Annotated in this window: 16 protein-coding genes; 1 reads left to right on the forward strand and 15 read right to left on the reverse strand. The window is 38.4% G+C overall.

Annotated elements, in window-relative coordinates:
- Positions 1-162: 162 nt before the first annotated feature.
- The 13 genes from BHF70_RS06690 to BHF70_RS06750 all read right to left on the reverse strand — a co-directional run bounded on the left by BHF70_RS06690 (position 163) and on the right by BHF70_RS06750 (position 15,130).
- Entirely contained in the window at positions 163-696 is a 534-nt protein-coding gene (locus BHF70_RS06690; RefSeq protein ID WP_075759518.1) for a Ger(x)C family spore germination protein, read from the reverse strand.
- On the reverse strand, positions 680-1,735 hold the full coding sequence (locus BHF70_RS06695) for a GerAB/ArcD/ProY family transporter (protein WP_075759519.1): 1,056 nt from the start codon (positions 1,733-1,735) through the stop codon (positions 680-682). The genes BHF70_RS06690 and BHF70_RS06695 overlap by 17 nt, the downstream gene beginning before the upstream one ends.
- Positions 1,725-3,236: a spore germination protein gene (locus BHF70_RS06700; RefSeq protein WP_075760546.1), complete on the reverse strand. Its 1,512-nt coding sequence runs from the start codon at positions 3,234-3,236 to the stop codon at positions 1,725-1,727. The genes BHF70_RS06695 and BHF70_RS06700 overlap by 11 nt, the downstream gene beginning before the upstream one ends.
- Positions 3,237-3,569: 333 nt before the next feature.
- The gene (locus BHF70_RS06705; RefSeq protein ID WP_075759520.1) at positions 3,570-4,244 is read right to left on the reverse strand and encodes a GntR family transcriptional regulator; all 675 of its coding nucleotides are present in this window, start codon (positions 4,242-4,244) and stop codon (positions 3,570-3,572) included.
- A gap of 20 nt (positions 4,245-4,264) precedes the next feature.
- Entirely contained in the window at positions 4,265-5,128 is an 864-nt protein-coding gene (gene ispE / locus BHF70_RS06710; RefSeq protein WP_075759521.1) for a 4-(cytidine 5'-diphospho)-2-C-methyl-D-erythritol kinase, read from the reverse strand.
- Positions 5,129-5,219: 91 nt separating this feature from the next.
- Complete coding sequence (locus BHF70_RS06715) at positions 5,220-6,779, reverse strand: DUF3794 and LysM peptidoglycan-binding domain-containing protein (protein WP_075759522.1); 1,560 nt, start codon at positions 6,777-6,779, stop codon at positions 5,220-5,222.
- Between the two features lie 71 nt (positions 6,780-6,850).
- Positions 6,851-7,099 (reverse strand): Veg family protein, encoded by a 249-nt coding sequence (locus BHF70_RS06720; RefSeq protein ID WP_075759523.1) that lies wholly within the window; start codon positions 7,097-7,099, stop codon positions 6,851-6,853.
- A gap of 134 nt (positions 7,100-7,233) precedes the next feature.
- Positions 7,234-9,597 (reverse strand): homocysteine S-methyltransferase family protein, encoded by a 2,364-nt coding sequence (locus tag BHF70_RS06725; RefSeq protein WP_075759524.1) that lies wholly within the window; start codon positions 9,595-9,597, stop codon positions 7,234-7,236.
- Positions 9,564-10,217, reverse strand: a complete 654-nt coding sequence (locus BHF70_RS06730; protein WP_075759525.1) for a Vitamin B12 dependent methionine synthase, activation domain protein — start codon at positions 10,215-10,217, stop codon at positions 9,564-9,566. Before BHF70_RS06730 ends, BHF70_RS06725 begins: the two co-directional genes overlap by 34 nt.
- Positions 10,210-11,103, reverse strand: a complete 894-nt coding sequence (gene metF, locus BHF70_RS06735) for a methylenetetrahydrofolate reductase [NAD(P)H] (protein ID WP_075759526.1) — start codon at positions 11,101-11,103, stop codon at positions 10,210-10,212. The genes BHF70_RS06730 and metF overlap by 8 nt, the downstream gene beginning before the upstream one ends.
- 220 nt (positions 11,104-11,323) lie before the next feature.
- The gene (ftsH, locus tag BHF70_RS06740; RefSeq protein ID WP_083638344.1) at positions 11,324-13,306 is read right to left on the reverse strand and encodes an ATP-dependent zinc metalloprotease FtsH; all 1,983 of its coding nucleotides are present in this window, start codon (positions 13,304-13,306) and stop codon (positions 11,324-11,326) included.
- An 85-nt stretch (positions 13,307-13,391) separates the two neighbouring features.
- Positions 13,392-13,787: a protease complex subunit PrcB family protein gene (locus tag BHF70_RS06745; protein ID WP_075759528.1), complete on the reverse strand. Its 396-nt coding sequence runs from the start codon at positions 13,785-13,787 to the stop codon at positions 13,392-13,394.
- 35 nt (positions 13,788-13,822) lie between these two features.
- On the reverse strand, positions 13,823-15,130 hold the full coding sequence (locus tag BHF70_RS06750) for a pyrimidine-nucleoside phosphorylase (protein ID WP_075759529.1): 1,308 nt from the start codon (positions 15,128-15,130) through the stop codon (positions 13,823-13,825).
- A 166-nt stretch (positions 15,131-15,296) separates the two neighbouring features.
- On the opposite strand from BHF70_RS06750, the gene rbr reads away from it, so the two are divergent.
- Positions 15,297-15,839, forward strand: a complete 543-nt coding sequence (rbr, locus tag BHF70_RS06755) for a rubrerythrin (protein ID WP_075759530.1) — start codon at positions 15,297-15,299, stop codon at positions 15,837-15,839.
- A gap of 164 nt (positions 15,840-16,003) precedes the next feature.
- Here the strand turns inward: rbr and BHF70_RS06760 are convergent, their stop codons facing one another.
- Both BHF70_RS06760 and BHF70_RS06765 read right to left on the reverse strand, forming a co-directional pair.
- Positions 16,004-16,768, reverse strand: coding sequence for a hypothetical protein (locus tag BHF70_RS06760; RefSeq protein ID WP_083638346.1), 765 nt, complete (start codon positions 16,766-16,768; stop codon positions 16,004-16,006).
- Between the two features lie 189 nt (positions 16,769-16,957).
- On the reverse strand, positions 16,958-17,410 hold the full coding sequence (locus tag BHF70_RS06765) for a nucleolar protein 3 (protein WP_075759531.1): 453 nt from the start codon (positions 17,408-17,410) through the stop codon (positions 16,958-16,960).
- Positions 17,411-17,463: the final 53 nt, after the last annotated feature.

Genomic DNA, 17,463 nt, shown 5'->3' on the forward strand with positions numbered 1-17,463 from the left:
CAGATGGGGGATTGAAACCCGCCACTGATACATAATTGTTGCTCACCGCCTACAGAGGCGGGAGTCATCCCTCATCTGATATACTATATATAGTGTTTATTCGAAATCCATTCCACAACATAATGTGAAGTATTTCAATATTATCATTGGTCAAATAGAAAGTCAATACATTATCCGTCCTAAGGTATAATTTTTAGGTAAAGTAATTTCTTCAGAATTTTCAATAGATTTTGCCACATATTCTCCAAAAGAAATGCTCAGATTTTTTTCTTTTGAAAAAACATCAGAAATACTTTTATCTGTTTTTAGCACAAAAACAGATTTGGCAATTTGCGGATGCCTGAGCAATTCTTTTATAATCTTTGGATCTTTCACTCCATTACCAAAAATAATTACCTTTAAATGTCCAAAATTTAAATTTTTCATCTGATATTTTTCCCATTTTTTGTTGGCATCAGCAAAAGAGTCTGCCAGAAAGGTTATGGATTTTGACGGTATCTTTGTTCCTGAATTGCTTTTTTCATTATCAAAATCAGCATAAGAATATCGTACCAGGTATTGATCACCGTTTTTTTCAAATCCCATAGCCAGGATATAACTACTGTCTTCAATATCTTTCTGATTTTTGCATCCGCAGCAGCCGGTAAATATTGTCAGCAAAAGCAGAATCAGAAAACATTTAGCTGTAAATTTCATTCTTTTTTCTCCTTCTTCTACTCAGAAACAGTACCAGCGGAAAAATCATTCCAATAATCAGATTTCCATAGATGAACCACAAAAAATACTTTTGAAAAAGCGGATAAAGATCAAAAAGGAAATCAGTCATAAACAATATTCCTCCATAGGACAGCCACGCTGCTATTTTCCCTCCGTTTTGAAAAGTATTCCTAATGCTCTCATTTCCATAAAACAAATATCCGCTGAAAACACAGAAAACTCCTACGATCCAGAAAGCAATAAGAAAAATATCCAGACGGGCCATTAAACCTCCAGGCATTGCCGCTCCCTGTGCCATGGACATTACCGGATTTTCATCATACAAAATCATTTTTCTTCCCAGTGAGCCTGTCACTGCACAGAAAATTCCCATAAGAAGGATTCCCAAACCTAAAAAAGATGAAACTGTCATATTTCCTTGATTTATATTTCCTCTGTAAAACCACGCCAGTTCCATTGGATGAAGCAACGCTACTGCCCCAATCATTCCATTAACAAAGTGATTCCATGAAAATGTTGTTACACTGAGTTCCCCTAACGATAAATCTGTAAGACTTAATAGTAAAACAAAGATAACCGGAAGCAGCACAAACCAGAAAATTCCTTCCATAACCCTTCCCCGTCCTCTTAATCCACTTCTGTTAATCATCCATGCAAGAATCATCAACAGTACTCCTGCAAACCATGGCTTTCTGCCTGGAAGAAGGTAACGGGATACCATAAAAAGGATATAAATATAAAAAAAGACTCCATTTATCCAGAAACGCATATAATAAAAAACAGCCGCCAAGGGATGTCCTTTTAACATTTGCTCCATTGATATGCCCCTGGTCATTTTTTCTGTTATCAAAAAATATATTCCCGCCAGAAAGCAGGCTCCTGCTACTGAAAGGATTCCACTTTCCGCATTTTTCCCTAAAACCACCTGTGGCAGAAATAATGCCGAAGCAGAAAAAGTTTCCAGTATAAAAATCCTGTTCCCCTGCCTTTCTGTAATTACCTGATGCTTATTTTCCATGGCGTTCCTCCTTTTGCCTGATTCTTGCATCATTTTTTGTAAACTCCGGCCGTAATTTCATACTTTTCAAAGGTGCCCTGATTACATAATCCTGAAAAGCCGTGGATACACCGTGCTCTTTTGCCGTTGTAGGATACATGTAAGGAACTCCGTAATTTTCCATTTGAAACAAATGAATAAAAATTGCCAGGCATCCAAGAAAAAATCCATAAAGTCCCCAAAAAGTGCAAAAGGCGATGAGCATAAACTTCAACAGACGAAAGGCTCCTGTGAATATTTCATTGGGAATAGAAAAAGATGCAATGGCTGTCAATGAAACCACAATAACCACAATTGTACTGACAATATGGGCATCTACTGCTGCCTGTCCTACAATCAGTCCTCCAACGATTCCTATAGTCCCTCCAAGCTGTCCCGGCAGACGAATTCCTGCTTCCCGAAGAAGTTCAAAAGAAAGCTCCATCAGCAGCACTTCCACAACTACCGGAAATGGAACCCCTTCTCTGGCCGATACCAACGCCAGTAAAAAAGGGGTTGGCAGGACTTCCGGATGATAACTGGCAAGGGCCACATAAAATCCAGGCAGTCCTACGGCTAAAAAAGCTGAAATATATCGAAGTATTCTTGCAAATGTTGCTGTCTCCCATCGATTATAATAATCATCACTGGCCTGAAAAAAAACATTCAAAGTAACAGGAAGCAGCAACGCCTCAGGAGAATTATCCACAATAACAGCGATTCTTCCTTCAAGTAATCCACTGGCAGTTTTGTCAGGACGCTGTGTCAGCTGATATGTTGGAAAAGGAGTTTTTGTATTCTTCTCTAAGAACTGCTGAAGCATACTGCTGTCAAGCACTCCATCCACACACATCTCCTCTATCTGTGCTTCAATTTCTTCTAATATATCTTTTTTTACCAGATCATCTATATACATTATTGCATAATCTGTTTTACTTCTGGTACCTACCTGTTTTTGGATTACTTTCAAACGAGTGTCACGAATACGACGCCGCACCAGTGCTGTATTGGTTCTCAGACTTTCATTAAAACTGTCCTTTGGACCAACCATAGCTACTTCCTGATCCGCAGTCTGAACTCCCCGTGTCGGCGGCATTTTACTGGAAATAAGAATTGCCTGTCCCTCTCCATCAATAAATACTACTGTATTTCCAGAAAGAATTGCTGTGAAAGCTTCCTCCATAGTTGTAATCCATTTTCGATCCGCACTTTCAATCACCCATTGATCAACAGCCTGTCTTTTCTCCTGCACAGGTTCAATCAGCATAGGTTTGATCACTGATTCCTGAATCATTTCTGTATTTACCAGACCATCCATATAAACAACATAAATTCGTATATTCCTTCGTCTTCCTATATGAAACTCTTTTTTTATCAAATCATTGCAATCAGCCATCACTGCTTCTACATACTTTATATTGTTTTGAATATCCTGGGAAATCTTCCCTTTTAATTTATGATCTCGTCCATGAAACTCATCCATATCCATCGGCCTTTCTGTTTTTGATTATTATGAGAGAAAAACCGTTTTTTTATTCTCAGGAAGAGATTTTACGCTCTAACGTAAGAACAAAGCGGACAAGTCCGCTATCAACTCCCTGTATCCCTCGATCATGAGGGACTTGCTCCGCTTTGCGTGCCGATGTGCAGCAGTTTTAACTGCTTTCCTTTGCACATCTGCGCGGAGCGTTTTTGTTTCATGGGAAGGCCTTTACACTTTATCGTAGCAAAATCTTTCCATGAAATAAAAAACGCCACAGGAACACAGAGAAATTTTTTTCTCACTACGGCTCCTGTGACGTTTCTTTTTATTATGTTAGTTTTCTTCTTTTATATTACGAATTACTGTCATTTCCTGATTATAAAGATGATTCTTCATAATCTCTTTGGCCTCTTCTTTTTTCCCTGAGAACATGGCTTTAGCCATTGCCTTATGTTCTTTCAGAAGACTTGCATGATATTCTGTATCTTTGATATATTCCAGACGATAACGATACATCTGTTCCCTTAGATTGTTTAAAATCTGTATCAGTCTTGCATTCCCTGTGGAATCAAAAATGGTATCGTGGAATTCCATATCACTATCTGCAATGGCAGCATTATCTCCTGATTCAATCGCTTTTTCAAATTCTGTCAGTGCCTTCTCAATTTTGGCTCTGGATTCATCATTCATCCTCTCTGTTGCCAGTTCTGCCGCTAATTCTTCCAGTGAACTGCGAACCTCCAGAACATCTCTTAAATCTTTCTCTGTAATTCTTGCAACTTCCGCACCTTTTCTAGGAATCATTACAACAAGACCTTCCAGCTCCAGCTTACGAATTGCCTCTCTGACTGGTGTACGGCTTACTCCAAGTCGATTTGCCAGGGCGATTTCCATTAATCTTTCTCCCGGTGCAAACTCTCCTGTAATAATTGCCTGACGAAGTGTGTTAAACACCACATCACGCAATGGAAGATATTCATTCATATTTACTTTTAATTTATCACTCATTGTTACTCCTCCTGCTTCTCTTATTGTATTGGCCTAACTACATAAGCCTGCTTTATGTCTTTGATGCTTCTCAGGGATTTTAATGCCTGATCTGCCTTTTTCTTATCAGAGAAAATTCCAAAAATCGTCGGACCGCTTCCACTCATCAGCGCTCCCATGGCTCCCTGCTCCATCAGATGCTCTTTTACCCGGGCAATCACCGGATACTCTGGTATAGTTACTGTTTCCAGAACATTTTCCAATCTGTCACATATGCCTTTTAAGTTATCACTTTTCAAACATTCTATCATCCCGTCAATATCAGGATGTTTTTCTAAACTGTCCAGTTTTAAATTCTTGTATACAAATGCCGTTGACACACTGATACCAGGCTTTGCAACCAATATATAACAATCCGGCATTGGTGCTATCCGTGAAAGCTTCTCACCAATACCTTCCGCTAATGCAGTTCCTCCCCAGATGCAATACGGGACATCCGCTCCTAATGCTACACCGCACTCACAAAGCTCATCTGTTGAAAGTCCTAACTTAAACATCTGATTCATTCCTTTTAATGCCGCCGCGCAATTGGAACTTCCTCCAGCCATACCAGCCGCTACAGGAATTTTCTTCTCTAAATGAATTTTCACTCCCGTTGTAATATGATATTTTTCCTTCATCAATGCCACTGCACGATACACCAGATTTTTATCATCTGTTGGAAGAAATGAAAGATTACAGTCCATAACGATCTTATCTTCTTTCATTTTCTCCATTGTCAAGACATCATAAAGACCAACCGTCTGCATAATCATCTTGACCTCATGATAACCGTCTGGGCGTTTTCCTAAAACATCCAGTCCCAAATTAATCTTTCCATATGATTTTAGAACAATATGATCCATTTATGCTCCTTTTCCCTGTCTCTCAGTATTTATCCTACTGATATATTTGTATACAATTTATTATAATATTGTTCTAAAAAAAATGCAATCCTTATTTACACCCTAATTCCTTAACAATGAGCAGTTTATCTCCTGGATTTACTTCTTCTATTCCATCATTTTGTTCTCTTATACTTTCAATGGTCGTAAAAAATGTTTTTGCAATGGACCAGAGCGTGTCGTCTTCTTTTACGATATATCCTACAATTCCTGGAATCTGCTGAATCATTTCATAGTCCAGCGGTTCTTCGTTTACATGAATCATAACTCTTTGCTGCTTTTTGCGAAAGGAAATAAAATCAAACACAATAGAAACTTTTATTTCTATTTCATCTCCCTCTGTTGGCATTCCAGTCATCTGATCCAATCTGACATCTACCTGGTAATCATCTCCTTCATTTAGCCCCCTTGCTTCTACAAAAAAAGTAAATGGCTCCATATAGGAATCACTCATAACCGGAGTCTGATCTTCAGAAGATAGATATAATACATCTGCAATCCAGACACCTTCAACATTAAGTCCCTGATCTGTCATTTCAATCTCATCAATATTACAGCTTCCTTTCACTGATAAAACCTGCAAAAGCTTCCCTGGTTCCTGTTGTATAGGAAATTTCTTCGCCGCTTTCATAATCGCCTGATTTTTGCCGATCAAAGTTTCGAAATCAAACATACGGTATTCCGGTACCAGTTTTGCATCCATTTTATAACCATCATCCACATAGGTCATTGTCTGATCTTCATATATTTTGATATCACAGTCCAGTGTTACATCCAAGGCAATAACCCGTTCCTCTCCATCCACATCCGGTCGTATTTCCATCTGCTGATTTCCCGTGGTCATTCCAACTTTTCCCACCATTCCAGGTGCACATTCATAACACTCCAGCTCAGTATGCACTGGAATTTCCCATCGTGCATACTGAACAGGCATCTGCTCATCTTCACCTATATATAGCAAAAAAACATGCATAATTCCCTGAATTTCTATTACATGATCCGCCAGTTTAGCCTGAAGATTTTCCATATCAATCTGGCTCCAGAGCATCTGATAAATATTGGCTTTATTTGCTGGAAGTACCAACTCTTCTTTTAGTCTTGCTATATCTTTCTTATTAACAATCAGATCCGTTACCTGAATTTCTTTTTTTAGAGTTGAAACACCATCATCCAGGATATCCGTAATAGCCTCTTCTTTGATTTCTTCACTTACCTGCAGGATAAATGTAAGAAGTACACGAATACTTAGCTTTCTGGAATTAATCAGAACTGTATTAATATCATCGATGGAATATTTCACTTTTACATAATCTGCCGGAAGCACCCCATCAATATGTATATATTCTTCAAAAGGCAGTGAATACTCCAGAGAATCCAAAAAGGTTCTTGGATCATTTGTTCCATACAGCCCCTGAAAATGTAATTCACCCTTCATTCTCACTTTATCTACCATCATCTCTGTTTCCTGCATAAGTACAGTTCCCTTGGTCTGTATTATCTTTTCAATATCAGGTTTTGTATCCGGGACATTACAATCCTGATCAATGGTAATTTGTACCTGTTTTCGTTCTTTGGCTGCAATTCCGTAAAAATCTTTTTTATTAAAATCCATAAAAAATTCCTCCCTGTCTGTATATACAAATATATTCTGACAGAAAGGAATCTATGCCTTCATCATTCAATTTAATTTTCCAGCAGCATCATTCGAACGTCCCTGGTAATTACGTCCTGATAGCTGAAAGTTACTGTTTTATTCTGATCTTTACCAGATTCATCTTCAAGTTCTACAAGGAAGATATTCGGATATGTCTCAGTAATCACTCCCTGTGCAGTTTCAAATTTATGTCTTCCTCTGTTTGCGCTGATTTTGATCCTGCTTCCAACCTGATTCTTGATTGATTGACGGACTCTCTGCAGGTCTAACTGTGTCATTCTCTCACCTCATTCCATATGCAGAATCGGAAATCATTCTGCATAGTTTCTGTTCTATTCTATCATTCTGCCCAGTTTTTGTCAAATTTACACATATTAAACTGCAAATTTCCGTCAATTTGCCAAATTTTAGATCAAGATATCATCTGCTCCAGAAGATTAACTGCTGCCATAGCATCCTCTGTATAATGATCTGCTCCTATATCCTTTGCAATATCTTCCGTAAGGACTGCTCCACCTACCCAGATTGGACAAGTACAGCCATCTTCCTTTAACTTCTGAATGGTTTTTTCCATGGAAACCACTGTTGTTGTCATCAGTGCACTTAATCCTATGGCTTTTGGCTGATATTTATGATAAGCTTCCACCACTTTTTCTATTTTCACATCTTTTCCAAGATCGATCACTTTATATCCATAGCTTTCCAGAACTACCTTCACGATATTCTTTCCAATATCATGAATATCTCCTTCAACAGTAGCTATCATGATTGGTCCCTTTTCTTCTCCTTCATTGGACGAGAATGATTCTTTTACGATTTCAAAAGCCTTTTTCGTTGTTTCTGCAGACTGGATCAACTGAGGTAAAAATATTTTTCCTGTTTCATAATCTTTTCCAACAACATCCAGCGCAGGGATAATCACCTGGTTGATCAAATCAAGCGGTTGTGTGTCCTCAAGGCTCTGTCGAACCGATGCTTCTACCTCATCCTTGAGTCCATGGATGATAATCTCTTTCAGATCAAATCCTGCTTTTGCCGGTGCTACCGTGGTTTTTGTTTCTGCCTGGGATTGATTCTTGATATACTGCTGGCTGTCAATATCTTTATAAAATAAAACATGAAAGGCATCAATGGTGCTCATCAGTTCCTGATCCAGCGGATTAATGATTGGAAGATCCAGTCCGGCCTCCATGGCCAAAGTTAAAAATGTCCTGTTTAACAGCGGACGATTTGGTAATCCAAAGGAAACGTTGGAAACACCCAGAACCGTATGTACGCCCAGTTCCTTTACCATCTTCATGGCTTTTAATGTTTCTTTTACTTCTTTCTGCTGTGCAGATGCCGTTAGCGTCAGACAGTCAATGATAATATCTTCTTTGCCTATTCCATAGGATTCTGCTTTTTTTATGATCTTCTGTGCAATCTCAAATCGTTCCTCTGCTTTAAGCGGAATTCCTTCCGCAAGTGTCAGTCCAATAACCACTCCCCCATATTTCTTTACTATAGGGAAGATTGCTTCCATAACCTCGTCTTTTCCATTGACAGAATTGATCAGTGGCTTACCATTGTAATAACGACAGGCTTTTTCAATTGCCTCCGGATTGGAGCTGTCAATCTGCAACGGTAATGTAATCACTTCCTGAAGCAGCCGGATCACCTGTTTCATTGTTTCCGGCTCATCGATTCCCGGAAGCCCAACATTTACATCCAGCACTTCCGCTCCTGCTTCATCCTGCTTTACTGCTTCTACAACCAGTTCATCATACCTTTCCTCCAGAAGAGCTTTTTTCATCTTTTTCTTTCCTGTAGGATTCAGTCTTTCTCCACAGACAATGACTTTATCTCCAAATGTCACTGTTTTTGTCTGACTGGATACTCTGGTTTTTTTTGTCACTATCCTGTCTGCCACTGTCTTTTGCGCAGCCTGTGCCAGTTTTTCAATAAACTCTGGTGTCGTTCCACAACATCCACCTACAATAGCTGCTCCTCTTGCCATATAGTCTTTCATGGCTTCTACATATTCATCTGCCGTTACATGATAATGGGTTTCACCATGTTCAAGACAAGGAAGCCCTGCATTCGGTTGGAGCATCACCGGTACAGAAGCACAATCCAGGATTTCATCGATGATTGGTTTTAATTCTTCAGGGCCTAAAGAGCAGTTCACTCCTAAAGCATCCACTCCCAGTCCTTCTGCCACATTGACAAAGGTTACAGGGTCATTTCCTGACAAAGTTCTCCTATTCTGCTCAAAGGTCATAGTAACAAACACCGGCAGATCTGTATGCTCTTTTACCGCCAGTACCCCTGCTTTCACCTCGTATAAATCACTCATAGTTTCAAAAAGTACCACATCAACCTGGTCTTTTACGATTTCAACCTGTTCCAGAATAATATCATAGGCTTCATCAAATGTCAGTGTTCCCATAGGCTCAAGCAGCTGTCCTATTGGACCTATATCCAATACAATATAAGCATCTTCTTCTCTTCCTGCCTGTTTCCTTGCTTCCTTTGCATTTTCAACTGCAGCAAGAAGCATTTCTTTGACTCCATACTTTGCATGTTCCATTTTCAGACGATTACATCCAAACGTATTTATCGTAATAAAATCTGCTCCTGCCTCCAGATATTTTCTGTGAATAGATACCAGAAGTTCTGGACGTTCCACATTCAATTCTTCCGGTATCGCTCCTGCTGCCAGCCCGGCATTCTGAAGCTGGGTACCCATAGCTCCATCAAATATCAACAAATCTTTTCCGATCCGCTCTCGTAACATCTTTGTCCTCGCTTTCTAAAACAGCAATCTTCTCTCATAATGCATGTTCCACATTTCTTCTTTCGATTTTTATTCCCGATTCCAATCAGTCCCAACATGGATTTTTGAGGAATCAGAAGATTATCTGGTGTGATAGTAACCGCCAGATTTTTGTGAATATCCAGAAGCTGCGCAATTCTTCGATTAAACTTCAAAGGAAAATCACCATATCCCGGACATGCACGATAAGTCCGGTTTACATATCCAAGCTTTTCTTCATATTCATCACACACATCCTCCAGGTACGCACTGGACACAGCATCCATAATAGCTGCTTTTGTCATATCAATTTTAGCATAATACTTTATCTTTCGTTCTATTGAAATTCCAAGGGTACAGCCGATCAGCAAACATTGATCACAGTTCTCCAGCAGTTCCTTCATTTGTTCTCCCGGAATCTCATCTCCTGTTTCTTCTATGCGAAGAGGATTCTGACCAAGAGTAAATAATCTACAGAAAATTCCCGGCTGGGCAGTTTCCTTTACCTCCTGAATACAGGAATCGATCAACTGTTCCATCTCTTCTGAAAGAATCTGTTTCTTATCATATCCAAGATATTTTAATGCTGTGTCTTTAATCATGGTTCAATTCCTTTAAAACCGTTGGAATACTATCAAAAATTCGATTGGCAATTTCCGGTTTATTCATAGTATAAATATGAATACCATCTACCCCATTGGTAATTAGATCAATAATCTGCTGGGCTGCATAATTAATTCCAATTTCCTGCATTGCTGCCGGATTATCGTAATATGCTTCAATCATAGTGGATAACTGGTACGGGATCGTACATCCACACATTTTTGTAGTACGAATCAAAGATTTTGCATTGGTAATCGGCATGATCCCAGCTAGAATCGGGACATTAATTCCAATTTTCCGTGCTTCGCGCACCAGTCGGTAATAATAATCATTGTCAAAGAAAATCTGTGTAATCAGATATTCCGCTCCCGCATCTACCTTCTTTTTCAATGCTTCCAGATCCCTTTTAAATCCATCGGCTTCCTGATGGGTTTCCGGATAACATGCACCAGACAGACAAAACTGTCCTGGAAAATTCTCATGAATAAATTCATTTAATTCACTGGCATAATGAAATTCCAGCTTCTTTGGATCAAAATCTGTACTTTCTGCCGGATAATCGCCTCTCAATGCCAGTATATTATCAATATTTTCTTCTTTTAATCTATTACATTCTTTCAGAACATCTTCTTTGGTCGATGTAATACAGCTTAAATGAGCAACCGATTCTATTCCATATTCCTTCTTAATAGCAGATGCAATGTCTACTGTTTTACCTTTAGTAGATCCTCCTGCTCCATAAGTAACACTAATAAAATCCGGGGATAATTTTGATAATTCTTCAATTGTATAATATATAGAAGAAATATCTCCCTCCTTATTCTTTGGCGGGAAAACTTCAAAGGAAATGGTTGCCTTTTTCTTTAATATTTCTGATATTTTCATGGTTTGTTCCCCCTATTTTCTTTTGTAGCTTCAATTTTATCATGTTCATTTTTTCATGTCCATGAATTCCCGATTTATTGTGCTATCAAATTCTTATAGCCCGTAAGAGTTATTTCCTATAACAAAGCGGACAAGTCCGCTTCAACTTCCTCTATCCCTTACTCATAAAAAAAAGAGATGTTGGATATTTCATAATCAAACATCTCTTTTTCATCACCTTTTATTCTTCGTCATCTTCCACCCATTTTGCATATCCTGATTGAAAATCCGGTGTACCTGTAACTGCTTCTTCCGCCACTTCCTGCTTTGACTCTTCTGTCTTAGCATCTTCTTTTTCCTCCGGTTTCGGATTCTTATATTTATCGAAAATTTCCATGAATTCTTTTCCTGTAATAGTTTCTCTTTTAATCAGGAACTGGGCTGCTTCATCTAAAATGTCCATATTATCACGAATATAAGTTAATGCCTTGGCATAGGCATCTTTTAATATCTTCATGACCACTTCATCCACTTTTGCTGCTGTAGAATCAGCACAGTTCATTACCGCACGTCCGTCCAGATAACGGTTGGTAATGGACTCCAGTCCGATCAATCCAAATTCATCAGACATTCCATACTGGGTCACCATAGCTCTGGCAATGGATGTTGCACGTTCAATATCATTGGATGCTCCTGTGGTAATAGTATTAAATTTAACCTCCTCTGCGGCACGACCCCCAAAGAAAGATACCAGATCTGCCAGCATCTCATCTTTCTTATTGAGATATTTCTCTTCTTCCGGACGCTGCATGGTATATCCTAAAGCTCCCATGGTACGTGGTACGATCGTAATCTTCTGTACCGGTTCAGACTCTTTCTGCAATGCCATAACCAATGCATGACCCACTTCATGATATGCAACAATCTGTTTTTCCTCGTCTCCAAGAATTCGATCTTTCTTTTCTTTTCCGGCAATAACCACTTCCACAGCTTCAAATAAATCTTTCTGGGAAACAGCTTTTCGACCTGCCTTTACAGCTCCCAAGGCCGCTTCATTGATCATATTTGCAAGATCAGATCCTACTGCCCCGGATGTTGCCAGAGCAATTTCTTCAAAATCAACCGTCTCATCCATCTTGACATCTTTGGCATGAACTTTCAGAGTCTCAATCCTTCCTTTCAAATCTGGCCGTTCTACAATAACCCTACGGTCAAATCGCCCAGGACGAAGCAATGCCTTATCCAGAACTTCTGGTCGGTTGGTAGCTGCAAGGATAATAATACCTTTAGAAGTATCAAAACCATCCATTTCCGCAAGCAATGCATTCAAAGTCTGCTCACGTTCATCATTACCTCCACCGTGAATTCCATTATCACGGCTCTTACCAATGGCGTCAATCTCATCAATAAAAATAATACAAGGTGCCATGGACTGCGCCTGTTTAAACAGATCACGTACACGAGAAGCTCCTACACCGACAAACATTTCCACAAAATCTGAACCGGATAATGAGAAAAACGGTACATTAGCTTCACCTGCCACTGCTTTTGCAAGCAATGTCTTACCAGTTCCCGGAGGACCTACAAGCAATGCTCCTTTTGGAAGTTTCGCACCAATTTCTGTATATTTCTGAGGATGATGCAGGAAATCCACCATCTCAGTTAACGTTTCTTTTGCTTCTCCCTGGCCTGCTACATCTGCAAATGTAACTCCAGTCTTTTTCTCCACATAGACTTTAGCATTTGATTTTCCTACACCCATCATTCCGCTGCTTCTTCGCATCATCATCACAAGAAAACCAAAGATCAGAATAGTTGGTATCAGATTCAGAACAACCGTCCAAAATGTATCCATAGGATCCTTTGGTTCTTTTTCAAACTTAACATCTCCTTTGGAAAGCCGTTCCACCAACTGATAATCTCCATCAATCCTTTCCACTTTATATGTGGTTTTATAAAATGGATTACCTGTTTTTTTCGGTGTCACTTTCAGCTGACTGTCTGTCACAACAACTTTTTTTACCTGTTTATTGTCCAGCATGGTAATAAATTTATCATAAGAAATGGTCGTTTCTGTACCATTTTTCCATTTGGAAAGAATCTGATTAAAAAAGAAAGTTCCCAAAATTGAAATTACAAGAAAAAAAGTCAGCATCTTGATTGTCTTTTTCTTATTTTCTTTATCGTTTTTATTATTACTATTATTATTCTGTTGATTATCCAAATTAGTTCCTCCTTTGATTCATAAGCACCATTATATGTTTTCTGTTTTTATAAATCAATAAAACTATTCTAAACTTTTTATAATTTTAGCGAAAAATTGCATCTTTTTCATAATATTGGCTTTTTAGAACCAGATATGGAAAAGATGTACCCCTTTTCTGATGCTCTTTCGTAACCCCAATCAAAGTGGTATCAATATAAATATGATCCTGATCCATGGAAAACTCCCTAACTCTAATTTTATATCCTTTTCCAGGCTGTCTTCCATATCCGATTACATAATAGGTAAAATCTCTGGTGGAATAAGTAAAATGAAAAACCTCTTCTTTCTCCTGATCAATCAGATTCATCAATTCTCTGGGCAATACACTTTTTTTACAAACCGCATAAGTAACATTTTCTCTTCTTCCCCGTACTTCTTTTTTTACACATCCTGTCATGAGAAAAACTGCTAAAAATAGAATCCAATATATTTTTTTCATATTGCTTCCTGCTTTTTTTATACTTTATGCCTTTTCTAAAAAAATAAGACGTCCTGGATCATAGACTTTTTTTCTGCTTTCTCTGTGGAAATAATAAAATTTTTATAGAAATGCTCTTTTGCTCTCTCAACTTTATCCTTATCATTTCCATGGATTTCTGCCAATACGTCTCCACGACATACAGCATCTCCAACCTTTTTATGAAGAACCAGGCCAACTGCCGGATCAATAATACTTTCTTTTGTTTCTCGTCCGCCACCTAGGATCAGAGAACAAATCCCCATCTCTTGTGTTTCAATACGATTAACAGTTCCCTCTTCCCCTGAATATATTTCTTCTATTATATGGGCCTTTGGAAGCAGCGATGGATTTTTTATTGCATTTATATCTCCACCCTGTGCTTCTACAAACTGCAGAAATTTCTCCATGGCTTTCCCGCTTTCCACAGCCTCCTTTATCTGACAGATTCCATCCTTAACATTTTCCGCTTTTCCAACAGAAATCAGCATATATGCTCCAAGATTATAAACCAGTTCCGTAAAATCTTCCGATCCCTTTCCCAAAAGAGTATCAATTGCCTCCTTCACTTCCAGAGCATTTCCAATGGCATTTCCCAATGGCTCATCCATATTGGAAATAACCGCTGTCATTTTTCTGCCGGCTTTTGTTCCAATTTCTACCATAGCCCTGGCAAGTACTTTTGCATTTTCCGGTTTTTTCATAAATGCACCGTTACCTGTTTTTACATCCAATACGATGGCATCGGCTCCTGCTGCCAGTTTTTTACTCATAATACTGCTGGCAATCAATGACATCTGATCTACCGTTGCCGTGACATCACGCAATGCATACAGCAATTTATCTGCCGGTGCCAGATCTTTTGTCTGCCCCATTAAAGCAATTCCGATTTGTTTCACCTGAGTTATAAACCGTTCTTCTGTAAGAGTTGTACAAAATCCTGGAATACTTTCTAACTTATCTATGGTCCCTCCGGTATGCCCAAGCCCTCGTCCTGACATTTTGGCAACCGGCACCCCCAGTGATGCAATTACCGGAGCCAGTACCAGGGAAGTTTTATCTCCTACCCCTCCAGTGCTATGCTTATCTACTTTCAGACCCGGTATAGATGACAAATCAAGAAAATCACCACTTTCTGCCATTGCCTGAGTCAGATTATAGGTCTCTGAAGGATTAAGCCCTTGAAAATATATTGCCATCATCATGGCTGACATCTGGTAGTCAGGTATCACTCCCCTGGTGTATCCCTCTACCATCCAGTCAATCTCCTGTTTGGTCAGATTCTCTCCATTACGTTTCTTTAAAATCAAATCATACATACGCATACCAGATACCTCCTTTTATTTATTATATCATAACCAGAAAACCATGCATATTTTCCCTTTTCCTGACTATAATATTCTTATCATACGGAGCAAAAAAATTGACAAATTGTATTTCAAGTGATATAATAATATCAGTAATAATTACTGTTTTTAAGGAGGTAATCAAATGGCAGATTTAAAAGGAACAAAAACAGAAGCAAATTTAATGGCAGCATTTGCCGGTGAATCTCAGGCAAGAAATAAATATGATTTTTACTCTAGTCAGGCAAAAAAAGATGGATATGTTCAATTTGCAAATATTTTCGCTGAAACTGCACTAAACGAAAAAGAACATGCAAAAATCTGGTTTAAGATTCTTCATGGCGGAAGTGTTCCATCCACAATCGAGAACTTAAAAGATGCCGCTGCAGGAGAGAATTTTGAGTGGACAGAAATGTATCCAACCTTTGCTAAAGAAGCAAAAGAAGAAGGATTTGATGAAATTGCCAACCTTTTCTCAATGGTAGCTGAAATTGAAAAGCATCATGATGAACGCTACCAGAAACTCAGTGCAAACCTGGACGAAGATATTGTATACAAACGTGATGTTGAAGTTGCATGGATCTGTACCAACTGCGGACATGTTCATTTCGGAAAAGAAGCACCAAAAGAATGTCCAGTATGTGCACATCCTCAGAAATATTTCAAAATTCAGATTCAGGATTATTAGTTAATTAAAGAACAAAGCGGACAAGTCCGCTATCAACTCCCTGTATCCCTCAATTATGAGGGACTTGCTCCGCTTTGCGTGCCGATGTGCAGCAGTTTTAACTGCTTTCCTTTGCACATCGTGCACATCCGCGCGGAGCGTTTTTTATCTGATTCCCCTGTAAATTATTTTCTCTCTTTTAGCTTGTTATTGCGGCTTTTTTTCTTCAATACCGCTACCATCCCAATAATTACAATCATATCAATTGCAAATAAAATTTTACGCTTAAATCCTGTTGAAACACTTCCCAGTACTCTGGATTCCCTAATATGTGCTTTCTGATCCATAGCTTTCAATTTTTCTTCATTTCTAATTTCTTCTATTGTCAGATATTTTTTCAATTTCCACCTCCTGTCATAAATTTTTGTTTTATTGTTATATATTTCTCTACTATTATTTTTTGCAGAGAAACTTTTCATCTGACCATCTGAATTAATAAAATATTTCAATGCAGTTTTTTTGAAAGACAATTCATTATGAAAAGGTTCAAAAGATAAGGTCTTATAATCATCTGTATCTACTTCATAAATACCATTGCCAATCTTCCAGTTCTGCTTATCCTTTTTTAATGATGCTACAACATTATCCCCTTCTTCCAATATTTCCTTTTCATGGTACAACCATCGATAAGAAATATATCCTGATTTATCTACCACATAGCGATGATTCTCTTCCCTTTTTGCAATAGTATCATCACTTAAATCCACATTAATATAATCTGTCACCTTTAACACAATATAATCTTTTGAAGTGTGACTGACTTTTCCTACAAACAGTACATCCTGATTTTTATTCTGCATTATCATTTCTTCCGGATCAGAGGCAAATATATTTACAGAGCAGGAAAAGATCGTTAGTATCACTCCCATGACAACCAGATATTTTTTCATCTGACACCTCCTCCTCTTGTCCTTTATATTATATACAAATAAAAAGCTAAATTTATGACGAAAAAACTGAATAAATCTTAATTTTTTCTATAGAAGAGCGGCGCGCTTTTTTGTTACATGGGAAATTTAAAAAAAGGACCGGATACTGCTTTTGCAAAATCCAATCCTTTTGTTATGATACTTTCTTTTTTATTTTACAGATAAAATCTGCATATTAGCCTGTCCCGCTTTGGCTCCATATGTAAATGTTATCTTGCTTCCTTCTCCCTTATCATTCAGAGCCTTTTTCACATCTTCGTTATACACAAAAAAGGTTTTGTATTCACCGTTGGCCATCTCTACTTCAACAGAACCTGAATCTACCCATCCGTTAAATGTTCCTGTTCCTGTTTCAGGTTTTGCTTCTTCATCTTCTTTTGTCGCAACATCACCACTGTCTACTGGCTCTGTTGTTGCTTCTGTTGTTTCAGAAGTTGCAACTGTTGTCTGTGCATCTTCTGTTGTTGCCTCTGTATCTTTACTTTCTGTTGCTTCTGTTGTTACTTCAGACTCCGGACTGCTTGGGCTCTTTTTCCCGCATGCCACCAATGAAACGGCACCAATGAGTAATATACCTGCTATCAATAAAAATCTCTTTCTCATGATTCATACTCCTTTCTGAATTTATAATCAGTATATCCCATTTAAAGTTGAAT

Origin of the sequence: Anaerostipes sp. 494a (assembly GCF_001940315.1) — a bacterium.
GTDB classification, from domain to species: domain Bacteria; phylum Bacillota; class Clostridia; order Lachnospirales; family Lachnospiraceae; genus Anaerostipes; species Anaerostipes faecalis.

What these genes read in the sequence shown, in the direction of transcription:
- metF (WP_075759526.1), bottom strand. Translation starts at nt 11,103, where the DNA reads ATGAAAATATCAGAAATATTAAAGAAAAAGGCAACCATTTCCTTTGAA.
- BHF70_RS06730 (WP_075759525.1), bottom strand. Translation starts at nt 10,217, where the DNA reads ATGATTAAAGACACAGCATTAAAATATCTTGGATATGATAAGAAACAG.
- BHF70_RS06750 (WP_075759529.1), bottom strand. Translation starts at nt 15,130, where the DNA reads ATGCGTATGTATGATTTGATTTTAAAGAAACGTAATGGAGAGAATCTG.
- BHF70_RS06695 (WP_075759519.1), bottom strand. Translation starts at nt 1,735, where the DNA reads ATGGAAAATAAGCATCAGGTAATTACAGAAAGGCAGGGGAACAGGATT.
- BHF70_RS06765 (WP_075759531.1), bottom strand. Translation starts at nt 17,410, where the DNA reads ATGAGAAAGAGATTTTTATTGATAGCAGGTATATTACTCATTGGTGCC.
- BHF70_RS06745 (WP_075759528.1), bottom strand. Translation starts at nt 13,787, where the DNA reads ATGAAAAAAATATATTGGATTCTATTTTTAGCAGTTTTTCTCATGACA.
- ispE (WP_075759521.1), bottom strand. Translation starts at nt 5,128, where the DNA reads ATGGATCATATTGTTCTAAAATCATATGGAAAGATTAATTTGGGACTG.
- BHF70_RS06720 (WP_075759523.1), bottom strand. Translation starts at nt 7,099, where the DNA reads ATGACACAGTTAGACCTGCAGAGAGTCCGTCAATCAATCAAGAATCAG.
- BHF70_RS06705 (WP_075759520.1), bottom strand. Translation starts at nt 4,244, where the DNA reads ATGAGTGATAAATTAAAAGTAAATATGAATGAATATCTTCCATTGCGT.
- BHF70_RS06760 (WP_083638346.1), bottom strand. Translation starts at nt 16,768, where the DNA reads ATGAAAAAATATCTGGTTGTCATGGGAGTGATACTAACGATCTTTTCC.
- BHF70_RS06700 (WP_075760546.1), bottom strand. Translation starts at nt 3,236, where the DNA reads ATGGATGAGTTTCATGGACGAGATCATAAATTAAAAGGGAAGATTTCC.
- BHF70_RS06715 (WP_075759522.1), bottom strand. Translation starts at nt 6,779, where the DNA reads ATGGATTTTAATAAAAAAGATTTTTACGGAATTGCAGCCAAAGAACGA.
- BHF70_RS06690 (WP_075759518.1), bottom strand. Translation starts at nt 696, where the DNA reads ATGAAATTTACAGCTAAATGTTTTCTGATTCTGCTTTTGCTGACAATA.
- rbr (WP_075759530.1), top strand. Translation starts at nt 15,297, where the DNA reads ATGGCAGATTTAAAAGGAACAAAAACAGAAGCAAATTTAATGGCAGCA.
- BHF70_RS06725 (WP_075759524.1), bottom strand. Translation starts at nt 9,597, where the DNA reads ATGTTACGAGAGCGGATCGGAAAAGATTTGTTGATATTTGATGGAGCT.